Source organism: Bordetella parapertussis, assembly GCF_020735925.1.
Lineage (GTDB): Bacteria > Pseudomonadota > Gammaproteobacteria > Burkholderiales > Burkholderiaceae_B > Bordetella > Bordetella pertussis.
Genome location: NZ_CP085971.1, coordinates 1 through 20652, shown reverse-complemented (window position 1 = coordinate 20652; position 20652 = coordinate 1). Strand labels below are relative to the sequence as shown.

General features: G+C 68.2%; 14 protein-coding genes. 4 read left to right on the top strand and 10 right to left on the bottom strand.

Annotation, left to right across the window (positions count from 1 at the left end; translation table 11 throughout):
* Positions 1–47: 47 nt before the first annotated feature.
* The 5 genes from batB to LK409_RS00050 form a co-directional block, all read right to left on the bottom strand.
* Positions 48–5357: an autotransporter BatB gene (batB, locus tag LK409_RS00070; protein ID WP_010927482.1), complete on the bottom strand. Its 5310-nt coding sequence runs from the start codon at positions 5355–5357 to the stop codon at positions 48–50.
* A gap of 446 nt (positions 5358–5803) precedes the next feature.
* On the bottom strand, positions 5804–5935 hold the full coding sequence (locus LK409_RS00065; protein ID WP_003807750.1) for an entericidin A/B family lipoprotein: 132 nt from the start codon (positions 5933–5935) through the stop codon (positions 5804–5806).
* Positions 5936–6212: 277 nt separating this feature from the next.
* Positions 6213–11063 (bottom strand): autotransporter outer membrane beta-barrel domain-containing protein, encoded by a 4851-nt coding sequence (locus tag LK409_RS00060; RefSeq protein WP_010927481.1) that lies wholly within the window; start codon positions 11061–11063, stop codon positions 6213–6215.
* Between the two features lie 311 nt (positions 11064–11374).
* Positions 11375–11569, bottom strand: a complete 195-nt coding sequence (locus LK409_RS00055; protein ID WP_010927480.1) for an Arm DNA-binding domain-containing protein — start codon at positions 11567–11569, stop codon at positions 11375–11377.
* Positions 11566–12474 (bottom strand): LysR family transcriptional regulator, encoded by a 909-nt coding sequence (locus tag LK409_RS00050; protein ID WP_003807746.1) that lies wholly within the window; start codon positions 12472–12474, stop codon positions 11566–11568. The genes LK409_RS00055 and LK409_RS00050 overlap by 4 nt, the downstream gene beginning before the upstream one ends.
* A 91-nt stretch (positions 12475–12565) precedes the next feature.
* On the opposite strand from LK409_RS00050, the gene LK409_RS00045 reads away from it, so the two are divergent.
* From LK409_RS00045 to LK409_RS00035, 3 genes are all read left to right on the top strand, one after another.
* Positions 12566–13225, top strand: a complete 660-nt coding sequence (locus LK409_RS00045; RefSeq protein ID WP_003819124.1) for an HAD-IA family hydrolase — start codon at positions 12566–12568, stop codon at positions 13223–13225.
* Positions 13226–13323: 98 nt separating this feature from the next.
* Positions 13324–14400, top strand: coding sequence for an alanine racemase (locus tag LK409_RS00040; protein ID WP_049788746.1), 1077 nt, complete (start codon positions 13324–13326; stop codon positions 14398–14400).
* Positions 14401–14540: 140 nt separating this feature from the next.
* Entirely contained in the window at positions 14541–14876 is a 336-nt protein-coding gene (locus tag LK409_RS00035) for a YegP family protein (RefSeq protein WP_003807743.1), read from the top strand.
* Positions 14877–14951: 75 nt separating this feature from the next.
* Here the strand turns inward: LK409_RS00035 and LK409_RS00030 are convergent, their stop codons facing one another.
* Positions 14952–15812: a prohibitin family protein gene (locus tag LK409_RS00030; protein ID WP_003807742.1), complete on the bottom strand. Its 861-nt coding sequence runs from the start codon at positions 15810–15812 to the stop codon at positions 14952–14954.
* Between the two features lie 263 nt (positions 15813–16075).
* A complete protein-coding gene (locus tag LK409_RS00025) occupies positions 16076–16777 on the bottom strand; it encodes a glutathione S-transferase (protein ID WP_003807741.1) in 702 nt (233 codons plus the stop codon).
* Positions 16778–16946: 169 nt separating this feature from the next.
* Between LK409_RS00025 and LK409_RS00020 the strand changes: the two genes are divergently transcribed.
* Positions 16947–17342 (top strand): RidA family protein, encoded by a 396-nt coding sequence (locus tag LK409_RS00020; RefSeq protein ID WP_003807740.1) that lies wholly within the window; start codon positions 16947–16949, stop codon positions 17340–17342.
* A gap of 7 nt (positions 17343–17349) precedes the next feature.
* Here LK409_RS00020 and kch read toward each other — a convergent pair whose 3' ends face one another.
* From kch to LK409_RS00005, 3 genes are all read right to left on the bottom strand, one after another.
* Positions 17350–18540 carry a voltage-gated potassium channel protein gene (gene kch, locus LK409_RS00015; protein ID WP_010927477.1) on the bottom strand — a complete coding sequence of 397 codons (1191 nt, stop codon included), beginning with the start codon at positions 18538–18540 and terminating at the stop codon, positions 17350–17352.
* Between the two features lie 121 nt (positions 18541–18661).
* A complete protein-coding gene (locus LK409_RS00010) occupies positions 18662–19426 on the bottom strand; it encodes a phytanoyl-CoA dioxygenase family protein (RefSeq protein ID WP_010927476.1) in 765 nt (254 codons plus the stop codon).
* Positions 19427–19512: 86 nt separating this feature from the next.
* Positions 19513–20616 (bottom strand): AI-2E family transporter, encoded by a 1104-nt coding sequence (locus LK409_RS00005; RefSeq protein ID WP_003807735.1) that lies wholly within the window; start codon positions 20614–20616, stop codon positions 19513–19515.
* Between the last annotated feature and the right edge of the window lie 36 nt (positions 20617–20652).

Here is a 20652-nt window from a genome sequence, read left to right as displayed (position 1 = left end):
CAATATAGCCGCAATGCCGGCCGCCGAGCGGCCGGCCTGGCCTCTGGTCAATACGCCACGCGCAGCCCCAGGTTGGCGCTCCAGCCACGGTCGCTGCCGTCGCCGCTGCCGACCGACTTGCCGTAGCCTACCTGCCCCCACAGGCCTACGCTCTTGCCCAGCTGCGTGTCCACGCCCGCCTTCAGATCCACGGCCGTGTTCTGGCGGCTGGCGCGTACGCCATGCGCGCCCGCGAACGTGACGGTGTCCGCGCCGGTGAAATCGTGCAGCAGCGATACGCCCATGAACGGCCGCAACTGCGCCTTCCCGTATGCGTACTGGCCCGACAGGCGCGTACCTAACCGAGCCGTCAGCGCATCGGGCGTCTTGTACGACACCGTGGACACGCGGTCGGCGCCATTGGCAATGCCCAGTTGCTGATACACCACCTGGGCCTGCGGTTCGATGCGCCAGCGCGGGTTGAGCTGCCACGGATAGCCCGCCTCCACCGAAGCCGTCATCCCCCAGCCGCGGCTGACAGCGCCGACCTGAGCGGACGACTTCGTCTGCTGCCTGTAGCGCGTGCCGGCCAGCACCGTGTCGATGTACCAGCCGCCCGGACCAGTGTGGGTCCAATAGGCGCCCAATTGGGTGGCCCGCAGCGTGGACGTCCCCACGGCCTGGATTTCGCCACGCGCCAGGCCATGCACGTCGCCGCGCACCGTGGCATATCCGCCGAACACCCCGAAGGCGTCGGTATGCCGCGTGCCCGAGCTGCGCGCGTAGAGGTCCGCGCCCAGTTGCGCGCCGGCCAAATGGCCGTCGAAGGACGGCGCGGCCTCGCCGCCGGCGGAACGCTCGAAACGGCGGCCGAAGGTGCGCGCCCATCCACCGCGCGCGGCCGTGGCGCCCGCTTCGGGCGACACCGCACCAGTCTGGCCCGCCCGCTCGCGATAGCTGCCCAGCATTTCCGTGCCTGTCATGCGCATCAGCATCGGCGTGCCGGCATACAGCGCCACCTCGGGCCGGTAGAAGGGCACGACCTTGACGATCCTGCCCGCCTTGTCGCGCTCGACGCGGGACGTACGCAGGTACCAGTCCTGCGCCTGCGCCGCGGCGCCGTCGCCCGCGCCGCGCAGCAACTGGTACTCGTAGGCGCCCGCGACCAGCGGCTGCGCCAGGCGGAAGGCCCCGGGCGCGGTCGTGGCGCCACCCTGGGCCACGACCACCGGAATGCCGCGCAGGGTCAGGCCGCCCACCCCGCCCTGCGGCTTGACCACGACCGGCGTGACACCGCTGGCCGCGCCGCCGTCAAGCACCAGCCGATCGGCCGGCGCGGCGTCGCCGCCAAGCACCGCCTCCACTTCCAGGCTGCCGCCGGTACCAGCGTAATTGCCGGCTACCGTCAACGCGCCGATCGAGTTGCCCGGCGCGACCACGCCGCGGTTGGCCACATCCCCGACGATGCGGCCCGTGCCGCCCAGCACGCCAGCCTGCTCGACCGTGACCGGGCTGGCGATGCTGCCGTTGACGGCCAGGCGGCCGGCGGCGATGCGGGTCGGCCCCTGGTAGGTATTGGCATTGCCAAGCCGCAGCTCGCCGGCGCCCTCCTTGACCAGGCCACCCGCCCCGCCTATCGCGCCGTCCCAATCCAGCCGGGTGCCGTCGCGGGTGACGAAGGTGCCGCCCGCGGCATCGAGGGTGGCGGCACGCGCCGAGGCAAAGCTGGCGGTGCTCAGCAAAGTGCCGCCGTCCAGCGTCAGGGCGCCGGCCGCCGCGCCCAGGTTGGCGTCGCGCGAGACTTGCAGCGTACCGCCGGTGACTGCCGTGCCGCCGCCATGGCGGTTGTCGGCGCTGAGCACCAGCATGCCCGGACCGGCCTTGGTCAGCTTGCCCGCGCCGGCGACCACGCCCCGCCAATCCAGGGTCGTGCCCGCGTCCGGCAGCAATACGCCATTGCGCGCCCCGACGCGCAGCGCGCGATCCAGCGCCAACGATGCCGTGGTGGCCAGCGTGCCGCCGTCCAGCGTCACCGCCGTGCCCGCCGCGCCCAGGTTGGCGTCGCGGGCGATGCGCAGCGTGCCGCCGTGGACCAGGGTGCCGCCGGCATGCTGGTTGTCGCCGGCCAGCACCAGCGTGCCTGCGCCTTCCTTGACCAGCGTGCCGGCGCCAGCCACCGTCCCGCGCCAATCCAGCGTGGCGGCGGCAGCCGCTTGCACCGTGCCACGTCCGGTCAACTCCAGACGGCGCGAGGTCGCGAAGGTACCGGTCGTCGCCAGCCGGCTGTCGTGCAGATGCACGGCGCCCTGGCCCAGATTGGCGTCGGCCGACACCTGCAGCGTGCCAGCCTCGACGCGGGTGTCGCCCTGGTAAGTGTTGGCGCCGCCCAGCACCAGGGTGCCCGCCCCTTGCTTGCGCAGCTCGCCCTTGCCGCCAATGGCGCCGTTCCACGTCAGCGTGGTGCCCTGGGCGGTATCGATCTGGCCGGCGTTGTTGAGCGTGGCCGCGCGTGCGGTCGCAAAGCTGCCGGTGCTGGCCAGCCGCCCGCCGTCGAACGTGACCGCGCCGGCGGCCTGGCCTAGGTTGTTGTCGCGCGATACCTGCACGGTGCCGCCCTGCAAGCGCGTGCCACCGGTGTAGGTGTTGACGCTCTCCAACCTCAAGGTGCCGTCGCCGGCCTTGGTCAGCGCGCCGGCGCCGTTGACGACACCGCGCCACGTCACGTCCTTGCCGGCCGCGACGTCGATGGCCTTGGCCCCGGCGGTCAGCTCCAGCTGGCGATTGCTGGTGAAATCCCCGTTGGCCGCCAACCCGCCGCCGTTGAGCGTGACCGCGCCATTGGCCGCGCCCAGGTTCTGGTCGCGAGAGACTTGCACGACCCCGCCCCAGACCTCGACGCCCTTGGCGTAGGTATTGTTGCCGCTCAGCACGAGCGTGCCGCCGCCTTGCTTGTACAGCTTGCCGTCGCCGTCGACCGTGCCGCGCCATTCGAGCGTGTCGCCCGCGGGCGTTGCCACCTTGGGCGCGCCCTTGAGCGTGACTCGCCGCCCGATGGCATACGAGCCCGCACTCTCGAACACCGTATTGTTTTCCAGCACCAGCGCAGCGCCGCCCAGGCTTTCTTCCCTGGCCACGCGCAGCTTGCCTTGCCTGAGCACGGTCTGGCCGGCGTACTCGTTGACGCCAGTGAGCGCCAGGGTCCCGTCCCCCGTTTTGACCAGATCGCCGGCGCCCGATATCGCACCGTTCCAGGTCAGGGTAGCGTCGCGAGCCACGTCCAAGGAACCGCGGACAAGCGTGAGATCGCGGTTGCTCGAAAAACTGCCGCCGGCAAGCAGATCTCCGCCCTGCAGGGTTATTGCGCCCCGTCCCAGGTTGTCTTCGTGTCCTGCCCGAAGCGCGCCGGCCTCGACCACCGTGCCACCCGAGTACGTGTTGGCGCCGGCCAGGGCCAGCGTGCCCTGGCCTGACTTGCGCAACATGCCGCCGCCGCTCAGCTCGCCATTCCAGGTCACGGTATGCGAAGCGTCGACCTCCATGGTGGCCTGGCCGCGCAAGGTGGCCGCGCGCGAGGTCGCGAAGCTGCCGGTGCTCTGCAGCGTGCCGTCGTTCAGCGCCAGCGCCCCTCGGCCAAGATTGGCGTCGCGGGATATCTGCAGCGTACCGGCATTGACGGTCGTGCCGCCATTTTGCTGATTGGTTCCGCGCAGCAGCAAGGTCCCCTGGCCTTCCTTCACCAGGGTGCCGGCGCCGCTGATTTCTCCGTTCCAACTGAGTATCTTGGTGGCTGCGACGTCTATGCTTTCGTTTCCAGCGAGCGTCAATGCACGCGTGGCCGTGAAGCTGTCCGTGGCGGCCAGCTGGCTGTTCTTGAGCGCCAACGTGCCGGAACCCAGGCTGGCGTCATGCGCCGCCCGCAGCGTTCCGTTGTTGATCTCCGTACCGCCGCTATACGTATTGGACGCGTGCTCCAGCACCAGCGTGCCGCCCTGGGTCACCAGTTTGCCGGCGCCACTGACCTGGCCTTGCCAGGTCGTGGTTGTTCCCGGCTCGATGATCAACGTCTGCGCCCCGGAATCGAGCGTCAGGCCGCGATTGACGGCGATGGTTTTCTTGAGGGCGAGGGCGCCGCCCTTGAGCTGTACCGAACTACCTGCGCCACCCAGGTTGTTGGCCGCCGATACGCTGAGGCTGCCCGCCTCCACCACCACCTTGCCGGTATGGGTGTTGTTGCCCGTCAACGTCAGGTCGCCGCCGCCGCGCTTGACGATGCTCCCGGTCCCGCTCAGCACGCCGGCGTAGGCGGCATTGCTGTCCTGCGTGAACTGAACCGTGCCGGCGTTGCTGATGGACTGCATGGCGCTGGCGGCAGTTACGTCCGCCGTAGCGCCGGCGGACACCTGCAACACGCCGCCCTGGGTGGCGCCGCTGTTATCGCCGCGCAAGACCAGCGTGCCGCCCTCCACCTTGACCGTGGACTTGAAGTTGTTGTCGTTGCGGCCGACCTGGCCATTCAGGGTCCAGGTTCCAGCCTCCTGCTTGGTGATCGTGCCGAAGTTGCGGATTGCGCGGCCCAGCGTGCCGTCGCCGGCTTTCAGCGTCAGGCTGTTGTTGCCGCTGCCACCGTTCAAGGATCCGGTGATGGTAGAGCCGCCGTCGAGTATGACGCTGTCGTCGCCAGCCTCGAACTTCACGTTGCCGACGATGCGCCCGTTGGCATGATTGCGTACCGTCACGCCAGCGCCCGTGGCGCTGTTGTTCCGCGTGCTGCCGATGGCGTTGGCGTAGCCGCCATTGAGCACTGTTTCGATAGTCCCGTAGTTATCGATGGTATTGGCCGCATTGGCGGTATTGGCAGTGATCCAGATTGCCGCGGCATTATCGGCCCGGATCGTGCCATGGTTGGTGACGGTATTGCCGGCGCCTGACAATCCCAACGCGCTGGACTGCGAAGCGCTGCCCTTGGCCAGGAGCTGCGCGCCTACTTGGATGGAAATATTGTTATTGCTTGCTGCTTCCAGCGTTTTGGCGTACTGGCCGGACGCAGCAGTATTGACCGTGCTTTGCACGACGGCGCCGTCCTGGATCTGGACTCGGCTGTTATTGCCCACGCTGATGGCCCCGCTGTCGCCGGCCTCGATCCGCGCACCGGCCTGCACCGTGACGTGTTGGTTGTTCCCGGTAGAGCCGCCCCCTACCTTGGCGCGATGCGCTCCGCCGGCTGCGGTGCAAGTGGTGTTGGACCCCGAGGTGGTGCAATTGGCCCACGCCGCCGCCCCCTGGAACCCCAGGGCCAGCGCCAGCAAGGTAGGCGCCACCCCATGTCCTGCCGGCCTGCTGCGGCTGCCCTCGAAAGCCTGGGCCTTTAACCGTCTCATGATTTCTCCCGCGAAATGAAATGTATGGGCGCACGCAGGGATCACCCCACGACGCTGGTAAGGTTTATGGATGAAGCAAGAGGGATGAAGCGGCCACGCAGCGAATTGGTCGGTACGGCCGTGGCGATCTGACGCGGTCAGTAGCCGTGCACGTGCGTGGCGACGGAAACCAGACAGGAATTCGTAGTCTTCCCAGCTTGCTTGCCAGTGACTACTGGCACCGGCAATCAAGAAATCCTAGGGAGATTCGGCATCGAAAGATGCAGGCGCCATCAGCTTGGTCGAGTAGGAATGATCTCGACCTAGTAGTACATTGCGTTTGAAAAAATCGCCTGCGCCCGGCGCGATGCCGGACAGCGTCTGGATGACGCGATGCGTGGAACGCGCGTTCGCGCGCCTGTCGTGCGGATTTGCCGAAGCGGCAACGCGCCCCGGCCGAGGTGCTGCTACTGCGCCTTCTCCTGGATTTTTTCGCCGCCGCGCTCGATGTCCTTGCCGGCGCCCGACATGGTGTTGCAGCCCGCCAGCGCGACGAGCGTGATGGCGGCAAGCAGGGCCGCCCGGATACGGTTGTTCATGATTGGCTCCTTGTCGTGGAATGGGTCGCGGCTACTTGCCGTCGCGCATCTCGGCGTCCGTCTCGTGCTGGTCCCGAGCATCGCCCGATACGGCGGCAAGGACATGGATGCAGGTCTTCATATTGTCTTCCTCGGTCGGTAAAAAGGCGCACTCGTACCGCTTGCCATGCAAGCGATCGGCCTGTGCGCCCACGCCCCAGCAAGCGGCGTGCCCACGCCCCGGGAAGATCGGAATGCCGGACGGGACGCGCGTGCGTCCCGCGCTTGCCGGCGCCGCCTAGTATTCGATGCGCAGCCCCAGGCTGGCGGCCCAGCCTCGATCGCTGCCGTCGCCGCCGCCGATCGATTTTCCGTAGCCCACCTGCCCCCACAGGCCCACGTCCTTGCGGACCTGCGCCACCAGGCCCGCCGTCAAGTCCACGGCCGTTGCCTGGTACCGCGAGTCGATCCGGTCGATGCCGGAAAACGTCACCGTGTCGGTACCCGCGAAGTCGCGCAGCAGGGAGACTTCCATGAACGGCCGCAGTTGCGTCGTGTTGTACGCGTACTGACCCGACAGGCGCGCGCCCAGGCGCGCCGTCACGCTGTCGGGGGTGCGGTACGACACCGACGACACATCGTCCTCGCCGTTGGACACGGTCAGGCGCTGGTACACCAATTGCGCCTGCGGCTCGATATGCCATTTCTCGCCGATGGGCACCGGATAGCCCGCCTCCACCGACGCGGTCACGCCCCAGCCCTTGGCCTCGGTGCGCAGGTCGTTGCTCGATTTGGCCTTTTGCTCGTAGCGCGTACCGGCCAGCACCGCGTCCACGTACCAGCCGCTCGGTCCAATGTGCGTCCAGTAGCCACCGATGTAGTAGGCATTGAGGTCCGGCTTGCCGGCATAGGCACCGGTTTCTCCCCGCGCGAAACCGTCCATGTGTCCGCGCGCGTTCGCGTATCCGCCGAAAACCCCGGCCAGATCGGCATGGCCCTGGTCCGAGCGGCGGGCGTAGAGATCAACGCCGGCCTGCAAGCCCGCCACGTGTCCGTCGAAGCGCGGATCCACATCGCCGCTACCCGAGCGCTCGAACGTCCGTCCAAAAGCGCGTGTCCACGCGCCGCGCCGCACGGGGTCGGGATCGTCCCGCGTCATCAGGCCCTGCTCGCCGGTACGTTCGTGATACGTGCCCAACGCCTGCAGGCCGACGGCCCGCATCAGCATCGGTGCGCCAGCGTACAGCGCCACCTCCGGCCGATAGAACGGAATGAATTCCGGCTCGGGCGCGCCGCCGGGTCCACCGCCGGGCACTTCAGCCGGCGGCACCAGCAGCCCCGAACGCAGATACCAGTTCTGTGCATTGGCTGCCGCGCCATCGGGCGTGCCGCGCAGCAGTTTGTACTCATAGGCGCCCGCGGCCACAGGCGATGCCAGGCTGAAGGCGTCCGCCGTCGTCGTCGCGCCATTGCGCGCCACGACCAGCGGGATACCCTGGTCGGTCTGCCCGCCCAGGCCGCCCTGATTGATAACTACCACATCGGTCCTGCCAGTGGCAGCGCCACCATCGATGACCAGCCGATCGGCCGGCGAAGCATCGCCGCCAAGCTGCGCCTCCATTTCCAACTGCCCGCCGGTGCCCGCGTAGTTGCCCACGATGGTCAGGGTTCCGATGGAATTGCCCGGCGCCACCGTGCCGCTATTGGCCACCGCCCCCAGGACCCGGCCCGTGCCGCCCAGCACCCCGCCAGGATCGATGGTCACGGGACTGGCGATACTGCCATTGACGGCCAGCCGGCCTTCCTTGATCAAGGTCGGCCCGGCATAGGTGTTGGCCTGCGAAAGAACCAGATCGCCGGCGCCGGTCTTGGTCAGTCCGCCCGCGCCGTCGATGGCCGCATCCCAGCCCAGCGTCGTCGCGCCCAGCGTGGCGAAGGTGCCGCCGGCCGCACCCAGCGTGAGCGCGCGCGCCGAGGCAAAGCTGCCCGTGCTGGCCAGCGTGGCGCCTTGCAGCCGCACCGCGCCGCCTGCCGCGCCCAGGTTTGCGTCGCGCGCGACCTGCACCGTGCCGGCATTGACCGTCGTGCCGCCGCCATACTGGTTGTCGCCATCCAGCACCAGGGTGCCCAGGCCTTCCTTGACCAGCGCGCCGGCGCCGCCGATGTCGCCCGTCCAGCCCAGCGCCGTGCCGTCAGCCGTATCGAAGGTGCCGTTGCCCGTCAGCGTGGCCGCCCGCGCCGTCGAGAACGTACCCGTGCTCGCCAGGCGCGCATCGTTGAGCGCCACCGCGCCGGCCCCGGCACCCAGGTTGGCGTCGCGCGAAACCTGCACCGTGCCGGCATTGACCGTCGTGCCGCCGCCATACTGGTTGTCGCCATCCAGCACCAGCGTGCCCTGGCCCGTCTTGACCAGCGCGCCGGCGCCGCCGATGTCGCCCGCCCAGCCCAGCGTCGTGCCGTCGGCCGTGTCGAAGGTGCCGTTGCCCGTCAGCGTGGCCGCGCGCGCCGTCGAGAACGTACCCGTGCTCGCCAGGCGCGCATCATTGAGCGCCACCGTACCGGCCGCGGCGCCCAGGTTGGCGTCGCGCGAAACCTGCACCGTGCCGGCATTGACCACCGTACCGGCCGCGTACTGGTTGTCGTTACCCAGCACCAGCGTGCCCGCGCCTTCCTTGATCAAGGCGCCCGTGCCGCCGATCAGGCCCTGCCAGTCCAGGCTCGCGCCGCTGGCCACCGACATCGCCCCGTTGCCGGCGCCGATGGTCACGCCGCGAGCGCTCGAAAAACCCGCCGATGCCGCCAGCGTGCCGCCATTGAGCGCCACCGCGCCGGCCGCGGCACCCAGGTTCGCATCGCGCGCAACCTGCACCGTGCCGGCGTTGACCACCGTGCCGCCCGCATACTGGTTGTCGTTACCCAGCACCAGCGTGCCCGCCCCCTCCTTGGCCAGGGCGCCCGTACCATCGATCAGGCCCTGCCAGTCCAGGCTCGCGCCGCTGGCCACCGACATCGCCCCGTTGCCCGCTCCGATGGTCACGCCGCGAGCGCTCGAAAAACTCGCCGATGCCGCCAGCGTGCCGCCATTGAGCGCCACCGTGCCAGCCACGCCCCCCAGGTTGGCGTCGCGCGCAACCTGCACCGTGCCGGCATTGACCGTCGTGCCGCCCGCATACTGGTTGTCGCCACCGAGCACCAGCGTGCCCTGGCCGGTCTTGACCAGCGCGCCGGCGCCTCCTATGTCGCCCGTCCAGCCCAGCGTCGTCCCGACAGTCGTATCGAAGGTGCCGTTGCCCGTCAGCGTGGCCGCGCGGGCCGTCGAAAAAGAGCCCAGACTTGCCAGACTCGCATTATTCAATGTCAACGCGCCGCCCCCCAGGCTCGCGTCCTTGAACACTTGCACCGTGCCGGCATTGACCACCGTGCCTCCGGCGTACAGGCTGTCGCCCCCGAGCAGCAGCGTACCGGCGCCGGTCTTGACCAGCGCGCCGGCGCCGCCTATGTCGCCCATCCATTGCAGGGTTGTCCCGTTCGCGGTGTCGAACGTACCGTTGCCGTTCACGGTAGCCGCGGCTTCCGCATAGATGTCGGCCGTGCTGGCCAGACGGCTGTTGTTGAGCGTCAACGCGCCATTGCCAAGTCCGTAGTCGTTCGAGATCTGCACTGTGCCGGCATTGACGACCGTGCCGCCGTGAGCGTTAAACCCGGAAAGGGCCAGCGTTCCCGCCCCTTCTTTGACCAGCGTACCGTTGCCGAGCATTCGGCCCGTCCAGTTCAGCGTCGTGCCGCTTGCCACCTCGAACGTACCGCCTCCCGCATCGATGGTCGTACGGCGTGCGCTCGTCATATCCGAGGTCGTGTTCAACGTGCCGCCATCGAACTCCAGCCTGGAGTTGGCCGCACCCAGGTTCTCAGCCGCCGAGACGATGACCTTGCCCTCCTTCAGCTGCAGGGCGCCAGTGTAGGTATTGACGCCCGTCAATGTCAGCGACCCCGCACCTTCCTTGGCAAAATTTCCGCCGCCGCTCAGCACCCCCGCATAGGTACCGTCGGTTTGCTGGGAAAAGGCCGCTACGCCGCTGCCGTTGGACTGAATCGCCGCCATGGCGCTGGTCGTATTGACCTGCAGGCGCGCGCCTCCCCAGACCGTCATCGCGCTGCCCGCCGCGGCCGCGCTGTTGTCGCCGGTGACAATCAGTTCGCCGTTGTAGGCATTGACGACCGTGGCCTTCCCCGAGCTATTTGCGCCAAGCGACCCGGACAGCGTCCATGTCGCCCCGCTCTCGATTTTGTTGATTTCGTCGAAATTGCTTATATCCTGGGTCAACTCGCCCGATCCGCTCGTACCTTCCAGGTACAGCACATCGGTGCCCGCCGCCCCGCCGTCCAGGGATCCCGTCAGCGTCGACCCGGCCTCCAACCTGACGGTGTCGTCACCTTCGCCCAGCACCACGTTGCCCGTAATGCGCCCACCGGCATAGTTATAGAGGGTCATGCCCCTATCGGTAGCACCGTTGCCGGTAGCGCTGCCGATCACGACCGCATCGCCGCCGTTGGCCGTCGTCTCGATCACGCCATAGTTGTAGATGGTGTTGCTGACAAAGTTGTCTTCAAGTTGGTTCCAGATTGCCGCGCCGCTGGCCGACGATACCGTGCCGTAATTGGTGACCACGTTGGTGCGACCGGTAAATGCGATGGCGTGCGCCGCCGGATCCGTGCCTTCAGCGGCAACGCGCACGTCAGCGCCAATCATCAGCGTATTGGTATGCTCGAATTCGATGGTGTTGAGCCCGGCGTTGTAGTTGCCCGGCCCGCCCGTCGTCACGGAATTGCTCACCTGCGCATTGCCGTCCAGCGAAATGGTGTTTCCCGTGCCCACGCTGATGGCATGCGCATTGCCGGATTCGATCCGTGCGCCCGGCCCCACGGTAATGGTCAGATTGCCGCTGCTCGCTCCGCTTCCCACCGTGCCGGTGTAGGGGTTCGGACTGCTCGCGTCACAGGTAACCGCGCTGCCCACGGTTTGACAGTCGGCCCACGCCGCCGTGCCATGAAAGCCCAGCGCCAGAACCAACACGGTCGGCGCCACACCATGACCACGCACTCCCGAATGACCGGTATAGGAATTGAAAGGTTGGCTACGCTGCGGCATATCTTTACCTCCCAAATTCGAAATCCTTGTTACACCCAGGCAACATGGTTTTCAGGAACTACATTTGGAGACGAGATGACGTTACGTTCTACACATGCCTTCCACAAAGAGCACCGCATGCAAACCAAGGTATCACGGGCAATGACATATGAACAGAGCCCCACGTTTCCCGTATCCGGGTATCGAATACACCAAATCCATGGAAGCCTATTGCCAACAATTGACACGAGCGCTCTCGCGCAGCCTTGCAACCGATGGTGGCCGTGAAGTCAGTACGCAGAAAAATGATGAATTAAATTTTTACTTTTTCTTCACGCTTGCTCGCCGCCATGCTCCCCGAGCGCGATGGCCTCGACAATGGCGGCACGTTGCTCGGCCGCGCGCTTGAGGTTGGCGGCGGTGGGCTTCATGCGCAGGCGCCGCACGCAAGTCTTGCCCTGGTAGACGAAGCTGATCTCTATCGAGGATTCGGATGCGGGCCGCACGCCTTCGAACTTGCCGCTCATGCGTGCCCCGCCTGTTCGTCGAAGCATTCGAGCAGCGCCTTGACGCGGGCGCTGCGGCCCTTGCGGCCGGGCACCAGCAGCATGACGGGCGCGCTGTCCAATTGCCATTGCGGCATGACGCGCACCAGCGCGCCGCGCGCCACCGCGCCTTCGGCGTCCCATTGCGAGCGCACCACCAGGCCCAGCCCCTGCTCGGCCCAGGCGCGCGCCACGTTGCCATCGTTGGATACGTAGGCGGGCGCGATGCGCACGGTCTCGGCCGCCTTGCGGCCCGCTGCGCCGGCATCGGCGCGGCGGAAACGCCACAGGCTGGCGTCCTCGTCGTTTTCGCGGATGCAGATGCAGCGATGATGGAGCAGGTCGCGCGGTTCGCGCGGCATGCCGTGGTCTTGCAGATACTGCGGGCTGGCGCACAGCCAGCGCTCGTTGTCGGCCAGCCGGCGCGTCACCCACGAGGAATCGCGCACCGCGCCGATGTGCACGACGGCGTCGGCGTCCTGGTGATCGGGCCAGGGCGTTTCGCGCAGATCGAGCTGCACGCGCAACTCCGGATGGCGCTGCGCCAGCCGCGCCAGCACCGGCGCAATATGCCGGCGGCCATAGCCGAACGGCGCGGCGACCCGCAGCGTGCCGGTCAGGCGGCTGTCGTCGCGCCGCAGCGATTCGGGCAGCGCCTGCAATTGCGCCAGCAGGGCGGCGGCCTCGCGGGCCAGGCGCTCGCCTTCGGGCGTCAGGCTGAGACGGCGCGCGCTGCGCACCGCCAGCGCCAGGCCCAGGCCGGCCTCCAGCTTGCGCAGCCGCATCGACAGCGCCGGCGGCGTCACATTCAGCGCGCGCGCCGCGGCGCTGAGCGACGGCGCCTGCGCCAGCGCCGCGGCCAGTTGCAGGTCCTCGATTCGGAGCATTCAGTTCTGCTTAACGATTGATGAAGAATCATTAAATCACGCAGGTGGCGGGCTGTCCTATAGTCGAGACATTCCCCACCTGGAGCGATCCATGTCCATCGCCACGCCAACGGGCTATCCGCGCGCCGTCCTGTTCGACCTGCTGACAGGCCTGCTCGATTCATGGACGGCATGGAACGCCGCCGCGGGTTCGGAGCCCGCCGGCCGCGCCTGGCGCGCCGAGTACCTGCGCCTGGCCTACGGCTGCGGACGCTATGTTCCCTACGGGCAACTGGTGCGCGACGCCGCGCGCGCCACCGGCCTGCCCGACGGCGCGCCCGCCGCCCTGGAGGCCAACTGGCATGAACTGCCCGTCTGGGATGACGCCCGCTCGCTGCTGCGGGCGCTGCGCCCGCATTGCAAGCTGGCGGTGGTGACCAACTGTTCGCGCGACCTGGGCCACCAGGCCGCCGGCCTGCTGGGCGTCGACTGGGACGCGGTCGTCACGGCGGAGGAAGCCGGCTTCTACAAACCCGACCCGCGCCCGTACCGCATGGCCCTGCAGGCGCTGCAGGTGCCGGCCGGCGACGCCGCCTTCGTGGCCGGCTCCGGCCACGACCTGTTCGGCACCGCCGCGGTGGGACTGCGCACATGCTGGCACAACCGCCTTGGCCTGGCCCGCCCGCAAGGCGCGCCCGAACCCGAGCTGCAATCCGCGACGCTGGCCGCCGCGCTGCCCTGGCTGCAGGCGTTCCGGCCTGCCGTCCGCTGACCCGAATTTCCGATCCATCCGCACACCATGACCACTACCCACGCCCACCCGCTCGATACCCTCGACACGCCCCCGCCGCCATCGTCGACGTGGCGCGCATGCAGCACAACATCGCCCGCATGCAGGACCGCATGAACGGACTGGGCGTAAGCCTGCGCCCGCACGTCAAGACCAGCAAGTGCACGCCGGTGGCGCTGGCGCAGCTGGCCGCCGGCGCGCGCGGCGTCACCGTGTCGACGCTGAAGGAAGCCGAACAGTTCTTCGCCGCCGGCATCGCCGACATCCTGTATGCCGTGGGCATGGCCGAACATCGCCTGCCGGCGGCGCTGGCGCTGCGCCGGCGCGGCTGCGACCTCAAGATCATTACCGACAACGCCGAGTCGGCCCGCACCATTGCCGATTTCGGCCGCGCCCACGACGAAGTGTTCGAAGTGTGGATAGAGATCGACACCGACGGCCACCGCTCCGGCATCAAGCCGGAAGAAGCGGCGCTGCTGGCGGTGGGCGCCGCGCTGCATGAAGGCGGCATGCGGTTGGGCGGCGTGATGACGCACGCCGGCTCCAGCTACGATCTGGATACCCCCGAAGCCCTGGCCGCCATGGCCGAGCAGGAACGCGCGGGCTGCGTACGCGCCGCCGAGCGCCTGCGCGCCGCCGGCCTGCCGTGCCCGGTGGTCAGCGTCGGCTCGACGCCGACAGCCCTGTCGGCCGCGCAGCTGCAGGGCGTTACCGAAGTGCGCGCCGGCGTCTACGTGTTCTTCGACCTGGTGATGCACAACATCGGCGTGTGCCGCGTCGACGAGCTGGCGCTCAGCGTGCTGGCCACCGTGATCGGACACCAGGCCGACAAGGGCTGGGTCATCGTGGACGCGGGCTGGATGGCGATGAGCCGCGACCGCGGCACGCAGAAGCAAAAGCAGGATTTCGGCTATGGCCAGGTCTGCACGGCGGATGGCGCGCCGCTGGCGGGTTATACGCTGATCGGCGCCAACCAGGAACACGGCATCATGGCCGGCGGGCCGGCCGGCGAGGATGTGACGACGCGCTTTCCGGTGGGCATGCGGCTGCGCATCCTGCCCAACCATGCCTGCGCCACCGGAGCGCAGTTCCCGCAATACCATGCGCTGGAAGCCGACGGCGGATTGCAGGCCTGGGAGCGCGCGCACGGCTGGTAGCGGCCCGCGCCCGCCTGGCTGCCCGCCGCGCAATACGCTATGCTCGACGCGCGCCGCCGTTTTCGCCGGCGCAGCGCCGTACCCAGCGTAGTCACACCCCGTAGTCACACCCTCATCCTTCCATCATGCGGAGAATATCCATGAGCGGCTACTTTGTACTCAAGGCGAGCGGTACGCAGTACATGTTCAATCTGCACGCGGGCAATCACGAAATCATCCTGACCAGCGAACGCTACACCAGCAAGGCGTCGGCGCAGGATGGCATCGCGTCGGTGCAGAAGAACGCGCCCGATGACGCGCGTTACCAGCGGCTGACGGCCAAGGACGGTTCGCCCTATTTTTCGCTGACGGCGACCAATGGGCAGTCGATCGGACGCAGCGAAATGTACAAGACCACCCAGGCGCGCGACAACGGCATCGCGTCGGTCAAGTCCAACGCCCCCGGGGCGCCCACCAAGGACCAGACCCAGGCCTGAGCCGCCGCGTCCACCCACGAAAAACCCCGCCAGGCCTGCGCCGGCGGGGTTTTTCACAAGGGTGCGCTTGCCTGGCTACTTGATGCCGATGAACGGCAGGGCCGCGCCCGGCACTTGCGTGGCCGGCAGCACGCCGTCCCATTTTTCCACGGCGTTCAGGCTGACCAGGTTGGTATTGGCGGCCAGCGCCTCGGCCTTGGCGCGGATCGAGGCGGCCTCGGCCTCGCCGCGCAGGCGGATGCCGTCGGCTTCGGCGGTGAACTGCTGGCGGCGCGCATCGGCTTCGGCCTTGGCCTTGACCACCTGGATCTCGGCGGTGATCATGGCCGTCTCTTTCTGCTGGCGGGTGGTCTCGATCTGCACCTGCGCCAGCATGCGCTGTTCGATCGAATGCTCATACGCCTTCGAGAAACCCACTTCCTCGACCTGCACGCCGACGATCTGCACCGGCGCGCCGTCCATGGCCGAGAGCACCGCCGCATTCACGTCCACGCCCAGCTTCTGGCGCTCCTGGATGGCGCGCACCGCGGTGTAGCGGCCGAACACATTCTTGACCGCGTCGGGCGTCTTGCGCTCCAGCACGCGCATCTGCAGGTTGCTGATCGTGCCGTACTCGGCGTACAGCTCGGCCACGTGCTCGGCCGGCACCCGGTAGGTCACCGACACGCGCAGCGTGGCGGGCTGCTGGTCATAGCTATAGGCTTCGAGGTTCTCGAAGATGAAAGTGTGATCCCGCACCGACACGGTGCTGACCGAATCGATGAAGGGAGTCTTGAAATCGAGCCCGGGCTCGGAAACGCGCACCAGCTTGCCGTTGCGCAGCACCACGCCGCGTTCGCCCTGGTCCACCTGGAACCACGAGCTGAAGGCCAGCATCAGAATCAATACAAACAGCACGCCGGCGCCGGCGGCAAGTTTGGCGTTACGCGGGATCACTCGATTTCTCTCCGTTGGGTTTTCCGGGCCTTTCTATCGGCCAGCACGGCGGCGATGCCGCGCGCCAATAGATAGGCCACCACAGCGGCCCCCACCAGGATCAGGAAATACCTCATGGCAAGCCCTCCGAATATTGCGCGGACGCAATTCTATCCGGGGCTTGCCGCAACACACGACAAGATGAGTTGAAACGCAACAAGAATTGACACCCCCCCCCTTCGACGCCGCGCATGGCGGGGATTGCGGGCGCGCGGCGCGCCCGGTCAGGCGCCGTCGAGTTCGGGATAGTGGCGGAAAATGCCGTCGCCAAAGGGCAGCCGGCGGTCGCTGGCCAGGTAGCCGCGCAATTCCGGCAATTCGGCCACGCGCGCATGCAGCGCCATCAGCCGCGGATAGCGGTGCACCAGGGTGCGCATGCGCCGCGGAAAGGCATGCAGCAGGCCTTCGACCACGTGATACAGCGACAGGTCGGCGTAGCTCCAGCGGCCCATGTCGGTGAGCCAGCCGCCCGGCCTGTCCAGCGCCTGCTCGAAATACTGCATGAACTTCGGCATGCGCGTCTCGCGGAAATCGGCGGCCCGGCGCAGCGCCACGTCCTGCTGGTCTTCGTAGTAGAGGCCGGCGGCGACCGGATGGTGCACGTCGTGCGCTTCGGCCGTCAGGTCCGCAATGGTGAGCTGCAGCTGGTTGACCCACAGGCGGCCGGCGCGGTCCGGCGGCGCCAGGCCATGCTCCACGCCCAGGAACAGCAGGATATTGGCCGTCTGTGCGATGGTCATGCCATCGGCGACCAGGTAGGGCGGCGCAAACGGCGGCGTGTCGCGCCGGCGCCGCATGTCGTCCAGCATGTCTTCGCCGGGCTCGCGGGCGCGGTCGCGATACGGGATCTTGCCCGCCTCCAGCGCCAGCCGCACGAACTCGCCACGGCCGGGTATGCCGTCCCAGTACCAGAGGTCGTAAGCCATGGGTGCTCCTTGCGGGTCGCGATATGCCTGTTGTAACGCAAGGCGCGGCGCCGGCGAAAGTGTCCGCCCGCCTTAATCCCGGTTGAACGATAGGTGCAGCGGGGCTGAAGGCCGCCGCGCCGCCCGCGGTTTATAGTCGGGCCTGCCCCCATTTTCTGGAAAGCCGTCCATGCCTGCCTCGACCGCCCCTGCCCGCTATCTTGCGCCCGACACCCTGGCCCGGCCGGGCGGCCACTACAGCCATGCCTGCGTGGCCAACGGCATGGTGTACGTGTCCGGGCAGTTGCCGATCGGCCCCGACGGGACCAAGCTGGCCGACGCGCCCTTCGAGGCGCAGGCGCGCCAGGTGCTGGACAACGTGGCGGCCGCGCTGGCGGCGGCCGGCAGCGGCATCGACCGCCTGGTCCAGGTGCGCGTGTACGTGGACAGCGTGGAGAACTGGCCGGCCTTCGACGCCATTTACGCCGAATGGGCGGGCGCGGCGCGCCCGGCTCGCGCGGTGGTGCCCACCGGGCCGCTGCATTACGGCTTCAAGGTGGAAGTGGAAGCCGTGGCGCTGGCGTGAAGCGCGGCTAGGCCGCGCTGGAAGGCGTGGCCTTGGTGAAGAACAGATCGGTGATCAACGCGTTGTCGATGGTCTCGCCGCTGAGCGTGCGGGCCAGCAGCTCGGCGCCCAGCAGCTGCAGCGAGAACGCCATGTCGGGCTGTACCCGGCGGATCTTGGCCAGGTGCATGGCGGTATTGGCCACCGCCACCGTCTTGGTGTCCGGGCCGGCCACTTCCTTGGCGGCCAGCACGATGAAGGCGTTGTCGGCGTCGTCGTCGCGCAGCGCCAGCACATAGCGCGCATGGGCGGCGCCGGCCTCGGCCAGCACGGCGGTGTTGGAGGGATCGCCGGTCACCAGGTCGGCATCCTCCGGATAATTGTGCGCGATGCCCGGGGCGACCACGACGGTGACGTTGTTGCCGCGTTCGCGCATGCCGGCGTAGACGCTTTGCGCCAGCGGCGTGGCGCCGGCGATGATGATGTGATGTTTGCGCATGGCGTGGGATATCCGTCCTCGGACCAGCCGTTTGAGATTGCCGCCGATCACCGGCCCGGCGATGGCGCTGATCGACGTGGCGAACACCGTGATGCCCAGGATGATGATCGAGGCCGCGAACAGCCGCGCGGCGGTCGTCTGCGGAGTGATATCGCCATAGCCCACGGTGGACATCGACACGATGGAGAAATAGAACGCGGTGGCGAGGCTCTCGACCTTGGGCGAGAACTCGGCGCCCAGGTAGAGCGTGCCGAACACGGCGTAGATCAGCAGCGACGTGATGCTGATCACGGCGAACAGGCTGCCGGCCGCCAGGCTGGCGCGATCGAAGCGGCGCCAGAAGCACACCAGCGCCGCGATCAGCACGCCCGTGTAGGCCAGCAGCAGGCCATGCCCGCCATCCCACCCGGCCACCACGCCGATGGCGCCCAGCAACACCAGCGAGAAAGCCCAGGCGATACGCGCCTTGAGCACCAGCCCGGCCGCCATCAGCAGCAGGCCGGCGCCGAGGATGACGCGCGGGATCTGCAGCAGCCCGACGGCGTCCATCGCATCGCGCCAGCTGTCGAACGACAGCCAGTAGTCCATGGGGTAATCGACCGCGCGCCCGAGCACGGGGCGCACGAACAGATAGCCGTCGATGGCAACCAGCGCCGCCAGCCACCAATTGGGCGGGAAGTAGCGGCCGATGCGGCGCAGGAAATTGCGCAGTCTGATCATGGGGCAAGCGCTCGCGGACGAAACAGCGCGGCCAGTGTAGCGTAGCGCCGCGCCGCCGTGCGCCCCCCTGGCGTGCGTCCGACATGGCCAGGCGGCGCAGGGCGCCGCGCGTGGCCGGACCTCAAGGCAGCGGCACGCCGGGCGAGCCGGCCGAGCGCGTACCGGGCAGCGGGTGGCAGCTGGCCGGATGGTAGGTGTGCACCAGCGACAGTTTGACCGTATCGGTGGCGTTCTGGCGCGCCGCATGCAAGGTGCGGCAATGGAAGAACACCACGTCGCCCGCCTGCAGTTCCGGGCAGACGGCCCGGCCTATCCATTCCTGGTTCTGCGGCAGGTCGTCGCGGAAGAACTTCCGTGCGTCGTACTGTTCGGGCATGAACGACGCCGTGTGCGAACCGGGCACGAAATACAGCCCGCCGTTGTCGACCCGCTCGTCGCCCAGCGCCAGCCAACAGGACACCAGGTCGTCGTCGCTGAATGACCAGTAACGGATATCCTGGTGCCAGCCGGTCAGGCTGCCGAAGGCCGGATGCTTGGTCATGATGCAGTTGTGGTGCACCGTGGAAAGCACCGGCGTGTCCTGGAAATAGGCGCGCAGGAAGGCGCCGATGGCCGCCTGCGTGGCCCAGTCGCGAAAACGCTGGTCGCGCCCGTAGGCGTCGAGCAGCCGGCGTACCGTCTGGCCGCCGGCGGCCAGGCGCGAGCTGGGCGCGCCCGGGTATTTGAGATCGGCCTCGTACTCGACCGGGTCCACGGTCTGCGCCAGGTGTTGCAAGGCCAATTCCCGCAGCGCCTGGCGCACCGGCGGGGAAGCAAAATTGCGCACGACCACGAAACCCTGCTCACGCAGCGTAGCGACCTGCTGTGCGACCAATGCGGCGGACATCCCGAACCTCTTGACTGGCAGATTGGATGCGCGCGGCTCAACCCTTGGCCGCGCGCCCTGCAAGCATACTCCTTTGCCGGGCGCCGTCAGGCCGCCGGTTCCTCGCCCTCGGGGTTCAGGATCGACTGGTCGCGCTCGCGCTCGACATTGCGCACCCACTCGCGCCAGATCGCCACCAGCAGCGCCATCAGCACCGGGCCGACGAACAGCCCGACAATGCCCATGGTCTTGACGCCGCCGACCAGCCCGAAGAAGGTCGGCAGGAACGGCAGCTTGACCGGCCCGCCCACCAGGCGGGGCCGCAGGGTCTTGTCGACGATGAACAGTTCGACCGTGCCCCAGACGAACAGGCCGATGCCGGCCACCAGGTGGCCCGAGCCGACCAGGTACAGCGACACCAGCGTGAACGACAGCGGCGCGCCGCCCGGCACCAGCGCCATGAACCCGGTGATGACCCCCAGCAGCACCGGCGAGGGCACGCCGGCCACCCAATAGGCCAGGCCGAGCACGACCCCCTCGCCCAGGGCGATCAGGCACATGCCCGTCACGGTGGAGCTGACCGTGGCCGGCACCACGCGCGAGAAGCGCTGCCAGCGCGCCGGCAGGACGCGCTCGCCCAGGATGTCGAGCTGGCCCACCATGCGGGTGCCGTCCTTGTAGACGAAGAACAGGGTGATCAGCATGAACAGCACGGTCAGCAGCAGCTGGAAGGCATTGCCCGTGGCCGACAGCACCATGCGGTAGATGTTGCCCAGGTGCTCGCCGCTGACGATCTCGACCAGGGCGCCCAGGGCGTGGGGCTCACCCAGGTAGGTGCGCCAGTACTCGGCCAGGCGCTCTCCCACCATGGGCAGCGACATGATCCAGGCCGGCACGTCCACGCCGTGCTTGTTGGCCGCCAGCGCCCAGGCGAAGAAGTTGCCGGCCTCCTTGATGGCGTACGACAGCGCCAGCGACAGCGGCACCACCAGGATCACGATGACGGCCACCAGGGCCAGGGTGGCGGCCAGCGTGGTGCGCCCGCCGAATGCGCGCACCAGGCGCTGGAACAGGGGCCAGGTCGCCAGGCCGATGATCAGCGCCGCCAGCGCCGGCACCAGGAAGCCGCTGAGGAAATAGATGCCGGCCAGCAAGACCAGCAACAGCAGCCAGCGGGCGATCAGGAAGGCGGGCAGTACGGGTTGATGCATAGGCGAAAGCGGTCTCTCTGCATGGATTCGGGGCGA